Source organism: Pseudomonas corni (assembly GCF_057128765.1).
Map to the genome: position 1 here is coordinate 219,472 of NZ_JBSKHW010000006.1, position 17,542 is coordinate 237,013.

Genomic DNA, 17,542 nt, shown 5'->3' on the forward strand with positions numbered 1-17,542 from the left:
TGAGAAAACGTTGTTTAAATCATGGCTCGCTTGAGCTGCTCCACGCTTTCTTCCCACTTCAACCACGGCATCTGAGCCGATGTCGGATGCTCACCCGCATTGAACAATGGCAGCCATTTTTCGATGGCTTGGGCGAGGTCATCAGGCGCCAGTCCCTGGAAATAAAACGCATGATCGCCAGCCACTTCCCTGAACACAGGTAAGTCCCGGATGATCATCGGCACCTTGTACTGGGCGGCTTCGATCAGTGGCAGCCCAAAGCCCTCACCTTCGGACGCAGCAACCAGACACGTTGCGACGCTGTAGACCTTCTCCAGATATTCGTCACTGATGCCTTCGAGCCAGAAGAGCCGCTTATGCTTCTCAGGATGCGCTTCTAGCTGCGCGACCAGTTTATCGACCAACCAGCCCCGTTTGCCGACGATGACCAGATTGATATCGAGGCCAGACGCCCAAAGAATTTCGAATGCCTTCAGCGCTTGCTCGTGTCCTTTGCGTGGCTCGATGGTGCTGACCATCAAAAATGATGGCCGCCCCGCGATCTGCTCCAGGGTCTGGATCGCATCATCTGGCAGGCCGACTGAAGGCAGGCTGCTTTGAATATCCGCACCAAGATGGAAGCTCGCGATAGCCGGGCCCAGGTCAGGTCGTTGAGGAGGGTTAACGATCAACCAATCCCTCAATTCGTGAGCCACTGCTTCGGAAATACAAATCAACCTGTCGCCTACCAGGCTTATCTTCTCAAGCCAGTTTTTAAACAACTCCGGATTGGGCGCATGCCACCAATCCGGGCGATGAACCAGCAGCAAGTCATAAACGATGTAATTGATCTTCACCCCGTTGTTCTGCATTTGCGTGTGCAGCGACAGTAATTGGGTCGCCAAATGCATGTTCAGATCAAGGGAGAGGTAGATATCGCCCTGGACGAAATCGATAGGCGTATCGGTAGGCACGGCATCGCCGGTTTTCACCGGGGAGGTGAACTGGTCGGCGTAGAAGTAAGCGCCGCTTGCGAAATAGATAGGTCGCACCGACATGCCCGCCGGAGGGGAGGTCAGAAACTCATGCAGCAGGCTACGCACGACCCTTTGTATCCCGGACTTGGCATCGCTATGTACGATGCTGGAAATATCCAGCATCAGCTGCTGATCCCGACCTTCCGGGAAGTTATAGGCAATACTTTTCGCGATTCGGATCAGCTCTTCGTCAGAGGCAGGCGAACTGTCGAGCGCAGCGAGATTTTCGATGAGCTGACTGCGCTTGAATTCGTACCGGTCCTCGCGCGCAGTTATATCCAATGCTTCTAGCGCAGCAATAGCCTTCTTCGCGGATTCATCCCAGGAAAAAGTCGCAGCCTGCACTGCCGCGTGTTCGATGAGTGTCCCTCGGAAAGCCTCATCGTTTAGCGCCTGAGCCATTTTTTCGGCAATTGAAGCAACCGAAAACGGATCGAATAAAGCGTCTTCAAACCCGATGACTTCCGGGACGCTGCTGCAGTTGGACCCAATGACTGCCGCGCCGCAAGCCATTGCTTCCAGCACAGGCAGACCGAAGCCCTCGTGTGTCGAAGGGAACACAAACAGTTTGGACATCGAGTAAAGCGCGACCAGTTCGTCATCTTCAACGTAGCCGGTCAGTACCAATTCATGGCTTTTGAGCCCGAAGGATTTTGCATAGCCGTTGAGTTCTTCCCGCTGAGGCGGGTGAAGCTTGCTGGCAATGACGAGTTGGTAAGCCTGGCGCAATTCAGGGGCAAGCGTGCTGTAAGCTTCGATCAATCTGGCAAAGTTCTTTCTGGGATCAAAGCCGCCAGGCGCGAACAAGATGAATTCTTTAGTGATTCCAAACTTGCTCAGCAGTGTCGAAGCTTTGTCCTGGCCCAGCACTGTTGGCGAGAATTGATCGCCAATCGCAGCTGAAATATTGGCAATCTTTTCCAGTTCAATGGCCAGGTGTTCTGAGGCTTCTGATCGGGATGAATCAGAAATTGCCAGAAGCAGATCTGCATTCTTCAGCCATTCTATTTTTCTGAAGTAATAGTCACGCAGCTCTGCGTTGGGCAGATAAACGTCCTGATTCAGGAGTGGAATCAGGTCATAGAAGATCACGGCGGTCCGATGCGCCGAATGAGTCGCGCCGACAGAAGTCACAGCCCCCGCCCATGGACCCTCGAACATACTGCTCACCAGAACCACATCAGGCTCCAGCGAATTCAGAAACTCTTCGCGCACGATCTCCGAAGCACGCCCGGTCCATTGCCCGGGCTTTCGGTCATCGGGGACATCAAAGGTGCGGATTCGCTCTTCCGGGATCAGCTTTGAGAAAGCGGCTTTCAGCCTCGGAATGCTTTCCGGCAATCTGCCGTTCAGTGCGATCCAGATCTCGTGGTCCTGCGCGTGCTTGGCGATCGCCAGACTCAGCGAAAGCGAGTAACGACCAATTCCCCTGAAGCGGCTTTCGGATTGCGCGCCCTGCAAATCAATAACGATACGCATCACTTACTTTCCTTGCGCTCAAGAGCATGTTTGAGTTCCAGATAAATATCAGCTTCACGCATGCTCAAAAGCGGCGTTCCGGACACAGGACCATTGCTGGCAGATACCGGAGCGCCCGAAATAATTGCAATCGCCGACAGCTTCGCTTTTAGCGATCTTGGAAGCCGGTTTGCGGCGATGACAGCAACGCGTTTCAGGCGGGGGCGAGCGGCAACAAAGTTAATGGCGCGCAAAGCGAGCGAGCGCTTGAAACTTCCGGTCTGGCTTGAGGATTTCCCGCCTCTGACCAGGCTGGAAACTTTCCTCAACGGATAGGTGATTTTCCAGGAGGCGCTTTGCACCACCGCGTTCAAAGCGCTGTCAGCAGCGCTGTGATTGGACTCAGCCTGACTCAGCCTTGCCTGAAGCGCCTGCACGGTTGCTTCCAGCGAATCGTTGCGGGTCAGCAATGCGCCATTTTGATGTGCGAGGGCGCTGTTCTGATCTCGAACCGACGACAGCTCAGTGTTGAGCTCTGTCAGGCGCTGCAGAAAATTTTCGGTGAGTGCCGAGACGCCGTCCATCTTCACCTCAAGATTCTCAAACCGCGTATCAATGCGTTTGTCATAGCGCGCCGCTAGCTCACCGGGAGTGATACCAAATATCCGGGCGAACGGCTCATCGAAGAGCGCCGCGACAGATTCAGGCGCGTTCTTCTGGGCCACGATCGCGTAGTCGGGGCTTGCGCTACCAAGCGCCGTGATTAGATCAATCGTCTGGTTCTGGTCGTGCAGTTCGGACTGTTCTTGCAGGCGCAATAGCTTGGTTCTGTCGAACCCGGTGAACTCGGTCAGGAACGAAAGCAGAAGATGGGGAATCGGTTTTTCGTGCGTCGGGTCCATATAGAACCCGTTAGACCCGACGAAAAGATTCTCTGCGTTGGGCGTTTCCAGTATCAGCAAACCGCCGGGCTTGAGTACGCGAAGGGCCTCGGCGATCAGGTCCTGCAACGCCGTAAACGGTATGTGCTCAACCAGATGAAAAGCGCTGATGACCGACACGCTGTCGTCTGCGCGTTTTTTCAGCGCGCCGACCGCATCATCACGTTCCGCTGGCAGTCCACGCACGCGGCAGCCTTCCAGCATGCCGTCATCCAGATCCACGCCACTGGCTGTGAACCCGGCGTCGATGACCATCTCCAGCCATTCGCCGCGACCGCAACCGAGGTCGAGCACAACCGGATCGGCCTCCAGCTGTTTAAGCGGTTCCAGAAACGGTAGATACACCTTCAATCGTTCAAGAATCAGCTCTCTGGAGCCGCGATGACGATCTTCAAACGCCCTGTAGAACGGAGCTACCATTAATTACACTCCACGGTCGGTGGCATCCATGCCATACCGATAAATTTCTTCTTAGAAACGTTAACCACGTTGAATACGAGCGCCAGGTCTCGCCATTCAAAGTTCTCGGCAATGTGCGTATCGGACGAATGCAGCGCAACGGCGATGGAGTACGAGCCAACGCCCATGTTGGCCGGAAATCTGAACTTGTAGGCCAACTGCGCCCCGGCTTTCACCGTCTCAAGTTTGCACTCCAAATGGTGAGTATTGGTGCCGAATACGTCCTGCCCAAGACGGTCCTTGATCACGTAGCCGACTACCAGCTCGGGTAGATCGACATTCGCCCGAACGTTGATAGCCAGACAAATCTCATCGCCAACGGCGATGTATTCAACTGGAGAGCCGTCCGCGTCGTAAAGCGTCACGCTTTCGATAGAGGCCTCGCCGGTTCCGGAGCGCGTTTGAACGCCCGTACCCTCCAGCGTCACAACCTCAACCGTGCTGTTTTCTTTCTGCGCGATGATGGCGTTGTAGTAATCCATCACTTCTTCAGGCGGACCGTCTTTGATCACAGTGCCGTTGTCGATCAGGATCGCCCGATTGCACAGCGCCTGAATCGACCCGCGATCGTGGGAAACGATCAGCAGCGTCGTGCCTGCCTGTTGAAACTCTTTGATCCGGCTGAAGCTCTTGTGCTGGAAGTAGCTGTCACCCACGGACAACGCCTCGTCGACAATCAAAATGTCCGGGCGGAAAGCTGTCGCTACCGAAAAAGCGACACGCATCTGCATGCCGCTGGAGTAGGTGCGCACGGACTCATCGAAGTACTCGCCGATTTCAGCGAAGGCCTCAATGTCGGCAATGACATGATCGATCTGCTCCGTGGTGAAGCCCATCAATCCGGCAGCGTGATAAACGTTCTGCCGGCCCGTTAGTTCAGCGTTGAAGCCCATCCCCAATTCAAGGATGGCGGCGATTCTGCCGTTGACCTGTACACGTCCCTCAGTGGGCTGCAAGGTGCCCGTGATCATCTTAAGTAGCGTGGATTTGCCCGCCCCGTTTTGCCCAACGATGCCAATTGCTTCGCCTGCGTCGATGGAAAAACCAATGTGACGCAACACCCAGTGTTCGTGATTGGCTTTTACCGGCAAGTAAAACCACCGAGCAAAGCGCTGCCACTCAGAACGATAGGTGCGGTAGGCCTTACCGACGTTTTCTACGATCAACAGGCTCATAGCGAATCCACCATCTCGGGCGCAGCACGTCTAAACAGGAACAGACCCAAGAGCATGAGTGCCAAGGCCACCAGCACGGTAATTGAAATCTGCTGCAAATCCGGTGCTGTCCTGTAAACGAGGACGTTGTGGTAGGCACTGACGATTGAAAACATCGGATTCAGATTAAGCGTGCTGCGAAAGGATTCGGGAATGATGTTGATCGAGTAAACGATCGGGGTGAACCAGAACCAGATCTGCAGAATGATCGGCACGACCTGACCGATGTCACGCACAAAGACGTTGAGCACGCCCAGCACCAGACCAATGCCAAGAGCGAGCGACGTGACTGCCAATGTCAGCGGGATCAGCCATAACATTTCCAGGCTTGGCATCTGTCCCAAAATGGCGAAGACGATCAGCACCGCAACGAACAACAAAAGGTTGTTGAGCAGGCAAGACCCTACGACGACCACAGGCAGAGCGATGCGGGGAAACCTCATTTTCTTCATGAGATTGCCGTTTTCGATGAACACGTTGAGGCAGCGCCCCACGATCTCCGAAAACAGATTCCACGCCAGAATCCCCGCCATCAAATACAGCGCGTAGGCGTACTTGTTATCGATGCCTGGCAGCTTGGCTGCCAGAACGTTGGAGAGAATCAGCGCGTAAATCGCAACCTGCGAAAGTGGATGAATGATCATCCACAAGCCACCCAATTTGCTGCGGGCAAACCGAGCGATGAACTCATTGCGAATAGAGGTTGATATAAAGCCCCGGTATTCCCAAAGCCCCCTGAGCATTGCAAACATATTTACCCCTCAATGAGCCGTTCAATTTCCTGCACGCGCTGGGTGACCAGCGACTCGTTTGCACGGCTCTCAACATTTAAACGCAGCAGCGGTTCGGTGTTTGACCCACGCAGGCTGAAGCGCCAGTCGGCAAACTCGACGCTGATGCCATCGGTCTTATCGATCGTTGGCTGTTGCGGCAGGTAGTGGCCCAGGATTTTGTCGATCACTGTTTTAACGTCATCGACGCGATAGTTGATCTCGCCGCTGCACGGGAACGCTTGAATGCGCTCATCGACCAGCTGCGACAAGGTCTTGCCGGTTTTGCTCATCAACGCCGCGACCAGCAGCCAGGGAATCATCCCGCTGTCGCAATAAGCGAAATCGCGGAAATAGTGGTGAGCGCTCATTTCGCCGCCGTACACCGCATCTTCCAGGCGCATGCGCTCTTTGATGAACGCGTGACCGGTTTTGCTCTGGATCGCGACGCCGCCTGCAGCTGTCACCTGTTCGATGGTGTTCCAGGTCAGGCGCGGGTCGTGAATGATCTTGCTGCCCGGATGCTTCAACAACAGCACTTCAGCCAGCAGGCCCACAAGGTAATAACCTTCAATGAAGCGGCCGGTTTCGTCGAAGAAGAAGCAGCGATCGAAATCGCCGTCCCACGCCAGACCGAGGTCGCACTTGTGCTCAAGCAGCGCGTTACGCGTCAGCTCGCGGTTCTCTGGCAACAGCGGGTTAGGCACGCCGTTAGGGAAGTTGCCGTCCGGCTCGATATTGATGAACACGAATTCCAGCGGCAAACGTGCGGCCAATGCTTCGAGGGCAGGGCCGGCAGCGCCGTTGCCAGGGTCAGCCAGAATTTTGAGGGGCTTGAGCGCGGCGACATCTATATAGGTCAGCAGGTGATCGATATAAGCGGTCTTGTCGAAGACTTCACGCACTTGGCCCACTGTTGCAGCAGCTTCCCCGATATCACCGGCATCCACGCGCACGCGAATGGCATCAAGGCCTGTATCGCCACTGATGGGGCGAGACTGCTCGCGCACCAGCTTCATGCCGTTATAACCCTTGGGGTTGTGGCTCGCGGTGATCATGATCCCGCCATCGGCTTTCAGATGACTGGTCGCGAAATACACCTCTTCGGTGCCGCACAGACCGATGTCGAGAACGTCGGCACCAGCCTCGGTCAGGCCCTTGATCAGCGCGTCCGCCAATGCCGGGCTTTCAAGGCGCATGTCCTGGCCGACGACATAAGTCTTGCCGTGCAACTCGGCGACAAGGGCGCGGCCTATCCGATAGGCGATATCGTCGTTGAGGTCATTAGGGACTTGGCCACGAATGTCGTAGGCCTTGAAGCAACGGGTTTGAATAGGAGGGTACATATCGCTCACCTGATGAAATGGTCGTCCATGCAGTCGGCATGGAGCGTTCGAGAGGGGATCGTAGTTTGAGTGACGAACCGATCCAGTGACCGCAGTTTCCTGCGGCACCGGGTCAAGACAGGTTACCAGCGTTACTGGCCAGCTCGGCCGTAGACGTCTTCGAAACGAACAATGTCGTCCTCGCCCAGGTAATCGCCACTCTGTACTTCGATCAAGATGAGGTCTATGACACCAGGATTGCTCAAACGATGCTTGTGGCCTGCACGAATGAACGTAGATTCATTAATGTTCAGCATCATCTCTTGCTCATCATTGACGATCAGAGCCATGCCGCTCACCACGATCCAGTGCTCGCTGCGATGATGATGCATCTGCAAGGACAGCGAAGCTTTGGGCTTGACCACGATACGTTTGATCTTGAAGCGATCGCCGGTTTCCAGCGTCGTGTAAGTACCCCACGGACGATGCACCGTCTGGTGCAACTGGTGCAGCGTATGCCCGGACTTCTTGAGTTGGGTAACGATGTGCTTAACGTCTTGCGCGTGATCTTTGTGCGCAATCATCAAGGCGTCAGCGGTATCGATGACCAACAAATCTTCGACCCCGACCAGAGCGGTCAGACGATCTTCGCTATTCACATAGTTGTTGCGAGCCCCGTGGGACAAAACTTCGCCTTCGAAACGGTTGCCGTTTTCGTCAGCGTTGGTCAGGTCGCTGACTGCGTTCCATGAACCAATGTCGCTCCAGCCGATGTCGCAAGGGATCGTCGCAACCTTGTCCGAGCGCTCCATCAACGCATAATCGATGGAAATATCGGGGACTTGAGCGAAGGAGTCCGCATCTACCGCAAGGCAGCGATAGCCCTTGGCGGTCGTTTCGCGGGAGCGACCCAAAGAAGCTGCGGCTGCGCTCAATACATCCGGCGCGTGCCTGGCAAACTCCTCCAGCACCGCGCCCACCTGGAAGCAGAACATGCCCGAGTTCCAGAAATAATTACCCGCTGCGACATACGCTTCAGCCGTTTTTAAATCAGGCTTCTCGACGAAGCGCGCAACCTTAAGCCCGCCTTCCAGCTCAGAATCGGCCGCCTCGATATAACCGAAACCCGTCTCTGGGTATTGCGGCTTGATGCCAAACGTCACCAGCCAACCCGCTTCCGACAGCTTCACGGCTTTGGCCACTGCAGCGGCGAACTCGGTTTCGTCTTGAATCAGGTGATCGGCGGCAAGCACCAGCATATGCGCCTGGGAGCCATGAGCCTCTTTCAATTGCAGCGCAGCCAGTGCCACTGCGGCAGCCGTATTACGGCCGAAAGGCTCGAGAATGTAACCCAGCGCATGGCCCGCGGTGTCGACCGTGCGGTACTCGTCTTCAGTCTTGAACAGCAGCTCGCGGTTGGTAACGGTGAGGATTTCGGAAACGCCTTCGAGGGCAGACGCCCGAAGGAAGGTCTTTTGAATCAGATTCTGGCCATCAGGCAACGTCATGAACGGTTTGGGATGAGCTTCGCGCGAAACCGGCCACAACCTGCTGCCCACGCCGCCTGACAAAATTACGGGAATCAAATCCATGTTTAAGATCCTTACGTGTAACCAGTGGCAAACAGATCGAATGAACAATCAGGTGTTCGAACAACTCGATCTAGCATAGTCACAGAGGGTTGGCCGAAGATGCTGGGCATTCCGGAACCGCCTGGTGACGCGGACATGAGCAATCAATTCAGCGCGCAAGAATACCAGAGAAAACAGACATTGACGCCGTGTCCAGACACGCTACGGGCCAGGCGTAAGCACCGCAGCGATAGCGACTTCCATTGAAAAAGCTATCGGCTAATACGTGAGCCAACACTAATCACAATGGAACGAGGCGGCATTTGGAGGACGCATTTTTGTGTGGAGCATCGCTTAAATGACTGCCTCGTGTGTAGAGAGAGACGCATTGGCGGCAGCCATAGAAGCAGGAAAGCTCAACCAGGCATTTTCTTCGCTCCCGGTTAGGAGGGAAGGCTGGGCTGATCCGCGATCTTCAGTGCATCTTCAGCCATTGATCGATAGAACTGGACACTCGGATCGTTAAACCTTTCCAGGTTAGTAATTGCAGATCGCCGCTGTGAATCGCTATAGCCCGAGCATTTACGAAGAAGTTCCGTCTTCAGAGAGAATTTTGCACTCGGTGATTTGATGAAGAATCGAGTAGTCATCTCGGCAAGAAGGAATTCAGGTTGTTCATTATGAACTATCGACCAATCAATATCTGCGCCTGAAAAAACATGTACGACTCTGGCAAAACTGAATACGAGGTAAATGATCAACGGAGTAGAAAATGAGTCGCCAAAGATAAGGCAGGTTGCCTTGTTGATGGTGTCATTGTTTTGATAAATATGAACTCGTCCCCGATTCAGAATTTTGTTGTCGAAGATCCTATATTGGTTCACGCTGGAGTAGTCCGGGAGGGGAACGACTTCCGTACGAGGAGGCGAGAACTTTGACCCCAGATCACCACTGGTCCGAGTGTATTTATAGTTGAAATCAGGATTCACGAAAGTCTGATTGAAATGCTGGCATACAAGTCGAGCAGCAACGCGGGCCCCATAGTGAGTCCAGTGCGTATCAACCTTCGAGTAAGTAAAGTTTCGCTCAGTAATAAGTTGAGTGGTTGGGTTGATTATTGAAATATCTTCGCTGAAGTGAGACATGAATTGGTCGGCAGGCGTAGTCCCACTTCTAATGACAGGATAGTGCTCTGGAAAAATATATTCCTTCCCAGGTGCCATCAGGAATGCACTTTTAAACTTGTGGTTTTGCGCCTCCGCAGAAATTTTTGCAAAATATTCTCGCCATAGAGTCAGGTTTTGCTTGTCAATCAGTAGTTCGCCTCTGTACTGAGATACACTTCTGTTAGAGTCATGGTCGAGAAACAGATAGTCATCGTGACCAATCAGTACACTGACGCGTTCGAAGATTATTGATGCAAGCCACTCCACACCGCTGCCACGCTTGTAGCCGAGCTTAGCATTGACACCCAGTTCCAAAAGGGTTTCGAAGCCACAGCAAGCCGGGGCCTTATCGTAGGCGAGCGCTACATCCGGACGCTCTATGAGTGCGGGTAGGTTAACCTGGGAGCCAGTATCAAGTACCAACTCGGGAACCTCGCCTACCTCCGAAAAAAACCACCCTTTAAGTTTGACAAAGTGTCGGTGGTCGCCTGCGACAGTTGACTCTTTAGGCGAGTCGATAGAGAACTTTATGCTGCTGTCCGAAGACAATAACTTTGTGACTCTGATGGTGGTTTTCATAGGCAGTACCTGCATTTTTATCTATTTTTATCTGTCTTTAGTCATTTTTGAACAGGTCGCGACTATAGACCTTATCCATTACGTCTTCTAAGTCATCGGATAATCTATTGGCTACGATGATGTCAGAGACGCTCTTGAACTCCTGCAGGTCATTCATGACCGCAGAATTGAAAAATAGCGCATCCTTTATTTCTGGTTCGTAAACGACTACTTCGATCCCTTTCGCTTTGATGCGTTTCATCACACCTTGGATAGAGGATTTGCGGAAGTTATCAGACCCTGATTTCATGATCAGCCGATATATGCCAACCGTTTTCGGCTTGAGCTTGATTATCTCTTCGGCGATAAAGTCTTTGCGCGTTGTGTTGGAGTCAACGATCGCTCTGATCAAATTGTTTGGGACGTTCGCGTAATTGGCTAGCAGTTGCTTTGTATCTTTAGGAAGGCAATACCCTCCGTAGCCGAATGAAGGGTTTCGGTAGTGCGTACCGATGCGGCCATCCAGGCCAACACCTTCAATGATTTGCTTTGAGTCCAAACCATGCACTTGGGAGTAGGAGTCCAACTCATTGAAATATGCTACCCGCATGGCGAGGTAGGTGTTCGAAAAAAGCTTGATCGCTTCTGCTTCGGAAGGAGAGGTGATCAGGATTGGGACGTTATCAGCCAATGCGGCTTGCGTAAGCAGTGACGAAAATTGCTTCGCTTTCACCGCGTTTCCGCCAACTATTATCCTGGAAGGGTACAAGTTATCGTGAAGCGCGAGCCCCTCCCTTAAAAACTCAGGTGAAAAGAGTATGTCGGAGTCTGGATGCTTTTCTTGCATGCGTTGTGTAAATCCGACGGGAACTGTCGATTTGATCACAATAGTTACATGCCTATTTGCCGCTAATCCCGCCTCAATGACGCTTTCAACCGAAGAAGTGTCGAAAAAGTTCGTCACCGTATCATAGTCGGTCGGAGTGGCGATGATAAGAAAATCAGCGCCCGCTACAGCTTCGCTTAAGCTTAGAGTTGCGGATAGATCAAGAGATCGAGAATTTAGATATTCGTCAATTACTTCATCTACGACAGTAGATTTCTTCGCATTCAAGAGCCCAACGTTATGCTCGTTCACATCGTAGGCGACGACCTGATTATGCACTGACAACAAGACTGCATTTGACAGTCCGACATAGCCAATCCCAGCGACCGCAATTTTCATCAACCTATCATCCCCAAGTCTATGCAATTCATTCTTCTGATACCGCTACAATCATACGTCCTTCTCGCATTCCATGTACCAGGTAATGGACTAGGGTCGGAACTCGTGCATGCACGACATCGATATTGTTTCGTTTGTAATATGCAGTTGAAAATCCCGCACTTGGATTCAACGCCAGATCATCGCCATACAGAATGAAATGAGTGATGGGCGACATGTGGACGGGGATAATGCCTCCCGAGTTTTCCACGTAGTAATCCTCATTGAACAGTTCGCTGCCCATGCACAGCGCTGCCCATTTAGCCAGGTTGCTATAACGTGCGACATGCCACTTGCTGGATACCCTATAGGAGAGGCTCTTGTGGAACTCACCTTCACTAATAGCTCGCAAGTTCCAGCTCGCTTTTGTCGGCGAGTCAAGATACATGGCTGCGCTATTCATGCCCTGTTGCATTGGTAGCGCGCCGAAGACTCTTTCCATGGCATGAGCCCATGATCCATCGCCGCCTGATTTAGCGGCCGCGAAGTCTCTCAATGCTAAATCACGAATCGTCTCGAAATTCGCCGCAAGGCTGTGCAGAAGGCTTCCACGAATCCAGAACATGGTTCCGGCAAAGAATCCCCAGTCTGACTTGGGATAATTGAAATCAAGCGAATTCAGGATGTCACGCACCCCTGCAGCGTTTACGTACATCAGGCTTTCGGCTGAGCGATAGAGGAATTCTGGCCCTATGAGCCCGATTTTGTGATCGTCTGCGAATGCGTCAACGATGTGCTCGACCGCCGAAGGATTAGGCAACAGAGACTCAAGGCACATATTTCCGAAAATGGCATCATCGTTGGTCTTGGTGTTTTTAGTGTGGAGCTTCAGAACTGATACATAGTTCCAGAGTGAAAAGTCGTGATTGATCTGCAGGAACGGAAGTACATCCATGCCATGATTCTGCATTCCCAAAATTCTGGCATTTGGATACTCAGTCGAGATCAGGGCGATCACCGCAGGCAGATCTTCTTCCGTGCAGGTGACAAATAGGTCAAATGCCCGCTCTATATTGTTCAAGCGCGATTGTATGGTGGGCCACTGATCAATATAGTAAAGGTGGATACACACTGCCACTTGCTGAGATATAGAACCCTCAACTCGTTCGCGGGGCCCTGACGGCTTGTGTTCTGCCTGCAGTAATGGAAGTACATTCATGAGAGTCGACTGCGGAGAACGGAGCTTCCATATGTATTCCCAGGCCCTATGCGCCATATTCAGCATGAGCTCTCGGTTATCCATCGCCATCGTTAGCGATCTAACCCAATGCTCGGTATGATTTTCCGTTGCGAGTACCAAACCAAGTTCCTGGACCTCGGAAAAAGGAACAGAGCGCGAGCTAAGCGTAGGGAGACCTAACGCGCTGTAGTGCAAGAAGTTGGAGTCTGATGACGCGACGTGCAGGCTATCGGACGAAATTGGAGCAACACCAAAGTCGAATTTCTCTGCATTTGCGAGCCAATTTGCAAATTGTGGGTATTCAGAACGCTGGCTAGTAGGCCGGATAACTTTAAGCCAGGGGCGAGCGGGCAACGCCGCTATCTCTCCAATGATAACCAGTTCAAATACCTTTCCACGGCTTGCGTATACAGCATCCAGCGCGGGTATCAAGATATTCATACCGCTAGTATCGTTTGAGTTGGGTAGGTACAGAATTCTGAACTTCGGCGCCAGGGCGGGGCGAGGGATTGGCTTACGGTAATTTCTCCAAAACCTCGGATCGATGGTGTCGGGAACTACTGACCCTTTTGCGTAGGCGTGGCAGTAAGAAAGGGCAAGCCGCGCATTAGAGAACCAGACGTGGGTAGCGTTGTACATCACCAGATCAAATGCTTGCGCCTCGGAGTCGTTCGCTAATCCGCGTGCAGTGGTCGTCTGAGGTTTGTAAACGTCGAGGTATAGCGAAATGCTGGAGGCGGCGGTAAGGTCGATTAGCACCTGAGCATTTTCGATCGATGTAATTGCGTGCCCTTGAACAACCACCGAACTGCAGTTCTGCAGCCTAGAGTCCTGCACACCGCCAAGTATGATCAGCTCGAATTCGGAATGAGCGAAATCCGTAGTCAAAGGAGAAATTAGCCGTCGATAGGCCGCGTGATTCAAACCTTTCCAGTCTGGTTCGATCAAGAGGCCAATTTTTTTACGATCGACGCCGCCACCTTCATATTCGCAATTTCCCGCATCACGGTTATGGTCATCACTCCACGTGGTCGGCAGCCCTAATCGTGTCAGGATGTCATCGCCTATAACGTGAGCGCGTGCCTTGAAGGAGTGATTTATCCTTACGAAGTTGGAAATTCTTTCCTTCTCCGCTTCTCCTCGTTCTTTGAGGCTTTGTAGCTGTCCAATCACGCTGTCCAGGCCTGCCGCATCCTCAAGTTGGACTACGCTATCGCCAAACAAGCGAGTGATACTCGGTAAGGAGTCACTGACGAGCGTACTACCCGCCGCGAGCACATCAAAAACTCTGTTCGAAACATATCCAAACTCCCTCATTGACTCCCAGTGGTCATTCAACACTACTTCATGAGCCGCATAATGTCTGGAGAGTTCAGTGTTCGGCACGTTCTCCCCGCGGACATGTCGTTGATCAACAAGCGGCTTCCAGCGAGTACCGTAGATGGCGAGAGATTTTCCACCCTCGATAGCTTTCCTGACAATGGGACGATATTCGTTGCGCGAATTACCTACAAAGAGCATATCTTTGGATCGGGGTCTAATTGGCTTTTTATAAAAAAATCGCTGTGGGTCTGTGCATTGAATAAGAGGCGCGACCTTGGTGTTAAGATTGAGTTTAAGTAAATTGGCATATGAAGCGGACGCGACATACACAAGATCATAAAGCTCAAATTCGTCCATTGAAACTTGATCTGGGTGGCTAATGCTCCAGATAATGTTAATGGCGCCTTTTTTAGGATTGTACGCAGTTAGGCCGCGTATGACGATCACAACATCATCAGCGCTAGGAGGACGGTTATACCATGCGCCGTGGAAATCCAGCGTGACTTTATGGCCCATCTCTTCCAGCGCTAGGCGGAGAGAATCAGCATAATGATAATCACCCCATTGCTCCCTTTCTTCAAAAGGCGCAGGAATTTTTATGGCGAAGTTCAGCGAAAGTGATCTTGCCAAGACCTCTGGACTACTGTCAGTAGTGCTGTTTTTGAGTCGAACTACCTTCTGAAACGCCAGGGGCTCAGACAGTGTAATTCTACCTTTATCATTTCTACTTTCAAGATATATGCAGCCGATAAAGGGAGCATAGAAAGGAAGTGAGGTCTTGGTATAACGCAGGATGAGATCCCAGTCCACCATGCGACGCAATGTAGTGTCGAACATTCCATTGTCTGTTAAAAAACTGCGGTGATGTCCGAACGTATTGATGTCGATGTAGTTCGCTTGCAGGCAGTGGTCCCATGCGAAGCTTTCCCCGCGATACCCGAGTACAAGCGCATTTTCGTCGACAAGCGTAATTCCTGCGTACCCAGTCAAAAGGCCGGTTTTTAGAAAAGCAAGATTCATAAGATACAGATATTGACTCGTCCATGTATTATCAGAGTCTAAATAATATATGTAATCCCCAGTCGCCTTCTCTAAACCTTTATTCCGGGCGGCGCTGACTCCCTTATGCTCGCCTTTGATGATCTTTATTTTCTTGTCACGGCTGTATTTCGTTAAGATTTCTGCGCTGCCGTCTGTACTTCCATCATCGATTATTATCAGCTCCCACTTTTTATGTGTCTGCGCAAGTACGGAGTCGATTGCTTTCCCCAGCGTTGACGCCCTGTTATAGGTAGGCATGATGATGCTGACGGAAATCTTCTTTAGCCGAGCAGATATCGATTTTGATTCTTCAAGTGCTTTGGAGGTAAAGAGTCGCTCAAGGTCAGTATCATAAGTTTTTAACAGGCGTTTAGGAGGACCTACCAGCTTTAGACTCAACATGTCTAACACACTGCTCGCCGCTGTTATCTCGGGATTTTGCGCAAGCTCCTCGGCTTTTTCGGTCGCCGTTACTGTGTCGTCTACAGTGATCGCCGCAGTCTTGACCGGCTCATTCACCAAATCCAAGTCGTTCTCTGTTAACCCGAAGGAGGTTGAGGAGACATTTTTCTTCAGCCGGGCGTCTGCGATAGCAATGTTCATGCTAATGGTTTGCGCCAGTTCCGGATGCTGTCGGGCGGCCTCAAGGTAAAATGAGATCGCCTCACTGTAATTACCTTGGCGAAATTTTTCGTTAGCCTGCGCTAGAGCTGTGGTTTTTTCTGGCATGATCATTTAGCACTACTTTGAATTGAAAGGTTTTTTTGATCGAATACAACGTCTACCAGAACAGCCTCGCTGTATGAGGACTCGGCACTCATATCGCCTTTTCCTTGCTGGGTCCGCTGTAAATAAATAGTGAGGGTGCTCGAATTCATCCAGTACGTACGATCTATCACTGGTTCTGAAAATCCTACGTCTTCTTCGGATAAATTTATTATCGTTGCTGCTTGTTCACTGCTGTATGGCTTCGGCACGGAGTGCAACACCATTCGATCTTCCGTTAAATCGCCTCTGTAAATGAAGTGGGCGGTATCGAAGTCATCAATAACAATCTCTGGGCGACTTATTGGAAGCCGCAGCGTGCCAGCGCCCTGTAGCTCGAACGGCTCACTACGATGCGTCAGCTGCCTAGCATGCCAAGCATTGGCATCAAACCAGAGGTGGAAATATTGCGGAATCTGACGGGCATCATTAGAGTAAAAGGCAATATGGGGAGCGCCTTTACTATCCAAAGCCATGCTGCATTGGTTCATTAAGTTATTACCAGGCGATACCGCATGTACGGTCTCTGTATTAACCGGAGTAATTGGGAGGCAATATGGTTGTCCCAATGATGTGACCCAGGAAATGCCATTGTCCACCGAGCGCGCGTAGCAGATATTGATATTATTAATACGCTCATTCGCACCAATAGAATGGGTTCGCCAAACATATGACAAATGTATCGTTCCGTCGCGGCCAATCGCAGGATGGTTCCAATACGCGTTGCAGGTCCAAGGCCGCTCGTCTTCGCCGGATAAAATCGGGCCTGGTCGGTCTTGCCAGGATCCAGTCTTTTCATCGAAGGTTTTTAGGCGCGCCGATCCCTTGTTCCATGCACCATCCCGATATAAAAGCGTTAAGGGATGATGACCACGTGGATTTATAAAAGTGGGATAGGTTACTTTGTCTTCGTGAGTCCCAGTCATGGGTATTTCAGATGTCCACTCATTAATAGACATTGCTGTCAAGCTGCGTCGATATTTTAGCTTCGTGCCGTGATGATCGTACGTAATATGCAGACGATCATCTTTGTCATGTCCCATTGAAATGCTGTTATGCGCATCTTTCAGGTTGAACCTTCCTGCAAGATCATGCATTTCAATATTGCCGTTGTTCAGGTCACGTTTCACAATTCGGATGCATGACTCGCCAGCATAGAATGCGGTGAATTGGAAATCCCTGATCGTGAGAATTCCGTGATGTCTGAATATAGTAGTGTTAACGCTACTGCCTGCCCACGCCGTACCTAGTTGGATCGTTTTTGTAATTTGTGGCGGGTTGGCCGCGTGTCGATCGGCAGCAAGCAACATTGACGACTGTTCAGTCGTATCTCGCCCAGAGCGTTCGCTCGGTCGAAGCTTGCGTAACAAGCACATAATCTTGCGAACACTATTAATGCGCTGGATCATTTCGACGTGCCACTCTTAGTGGCTTTGATGACAAAGGCTCGTGCGCACCGCTTTGACGGATCAAGACTGCGTTTGGATGCAA

The 17,542-nt window shown here is 51.7% G+C and carries 10 protein-coding genes; all 10 read right to left on the minus strand.

All coding sequences use genetic code 11. The features are described from left to right. Positions 1–14 precede the first annotated feature (14 nt). Positions 15–2,495 carry a glycosyltransferase family 4 protein gene (locus ACWKV9_RS12325; RefSeq protein WP_483836378.1) on the minus strand — a complete coding sequence of 827 codons (2,481 nt, stop codon included), beginning with the start codon at positions 2,493–2,495 and terminating at the stop codon, positions 15–17. Further along, positions 2,495–3,835 (minus strand): class I SAM-dependent methyltransferase, encoded by a 1,341-nt coding sequence (locus ACWKV9_RS12330; RefSeq protein WP_483836379.1) that lies wholly within the window; start codon positions 3,833–3,835, stop codon positions 2,495–2,497. The genes ACWKV9_RS12325 and ACWKV9_RS12330 overlap by 1 nt, the downstream gene beginning before the upstream one ends. Beyond that, the gene (locus ACWKV9_RS12335) at positions 3,835–5,049 is read right to left on the minus strand and encodes an ABC transporter ATP-binding protein (protein WP_483836380.1); all 1,215 of its coding nucleotides are present in this window, start codon (positions 5,047–5,049) and stop codon (positions 3,835–3,837) included. The genes ACWKV9_RS12330 and ACWKV9_RS12335 overlap by 1 nt, the downstream gene beginning before the upstream one ends. Beyond that, a complete protein-coding gene (locus ACWKV9_RS12340; RefSeq protein WP_483836381.1) occupies positions 5,046–5,840 on the minus strand; it encodes an ABC transporter permease in 795 nt (264 codons plus the stop codon). Before ACWKV9_RS12340 ends, ACWKV9_RS12335 begins: the two co-directional genes overlap by 4 nt. Positions 5,841–5,842: 2 nt before the next feature. Further along, positions 5,843–7,204, minus strand: coding sequence for a phosphohexomutase domain-containing protein (locus ACWKV9_RS12345; protein ID WP_483836382.1), 1,362 nt, complete (start codon positions 7,202–7,204; stop codon positions 5,843–5,845). A 131-nt stretch (positions 7,205–7,335) separates the two neighbouring features. Next, a complete protein-coding gene (locus tag ACWKV9_RS12350; RefSeq protein WP_483836383.1) occupies positions 7,336–8,775 on the minus strand; it encodes a mannose-1-phosphate guanylyltransferase/mannose-6-phosphate isomerase in 1,440 nt (479 codons plus the stop codon). A gap of 422 nt (positions 8,776–9,197) precedes the next feature. After that, positions 9,198–10,499: an alginate O-acetyltransferase AlgX-related protein gene (locus ACWKV9_RS12355; RefSeq protein WP_483836384.1), complete on the minus strand. Its 1,302-nt coding sequence runs from the start codon at positions 10,497–10,499 to the stop codon at positions 9,198–9,200. A 37-nt stretch (positions 10,500–10,536) separates the two neighbouring features. Beyond that, a complete protein-coding gene (locus ACWKV9_RS12360) occupies positions 10,537–11,703 on the minus strand; it encodes a nucleotide sugar dehydrogenase (RefSeq protein WP_483836385.1) in 1,167 nt (388 codons plus the stop codon). A 28-nt stretch (positions 11,704–11,731) separates the two neighbouring features. Then, the gene (locus ACWKV9_RS12365; protein ID WP_483836386.1) at positions 11,732–16,021 is read right to left on the minus strand and encodes a glycosyltransferase; all 4,290 of its coding nucleotides are present in this window, start codon (positions 16,019–16,021) and stop codon (positions 11,732–11,734) included. Then, positions 16,018–17,460 (minus strand): BNR repeat-containing protein, encoded by a 1,443-nt coding sequence (locus ACWKV9_RS12370; protein ID WP_483836387.1) that lies wholly within the window; start codon positions 17,458–17,460, stop codon positions 16,018–16,020. The genes ACWKV9_RS12365 and ACWKV9_RS12370 overlap by 4 nt, the downstream gene beginning before the upstream one ends. Positions 17,461–17,542 lie beyond the last annotated feature (82 nt).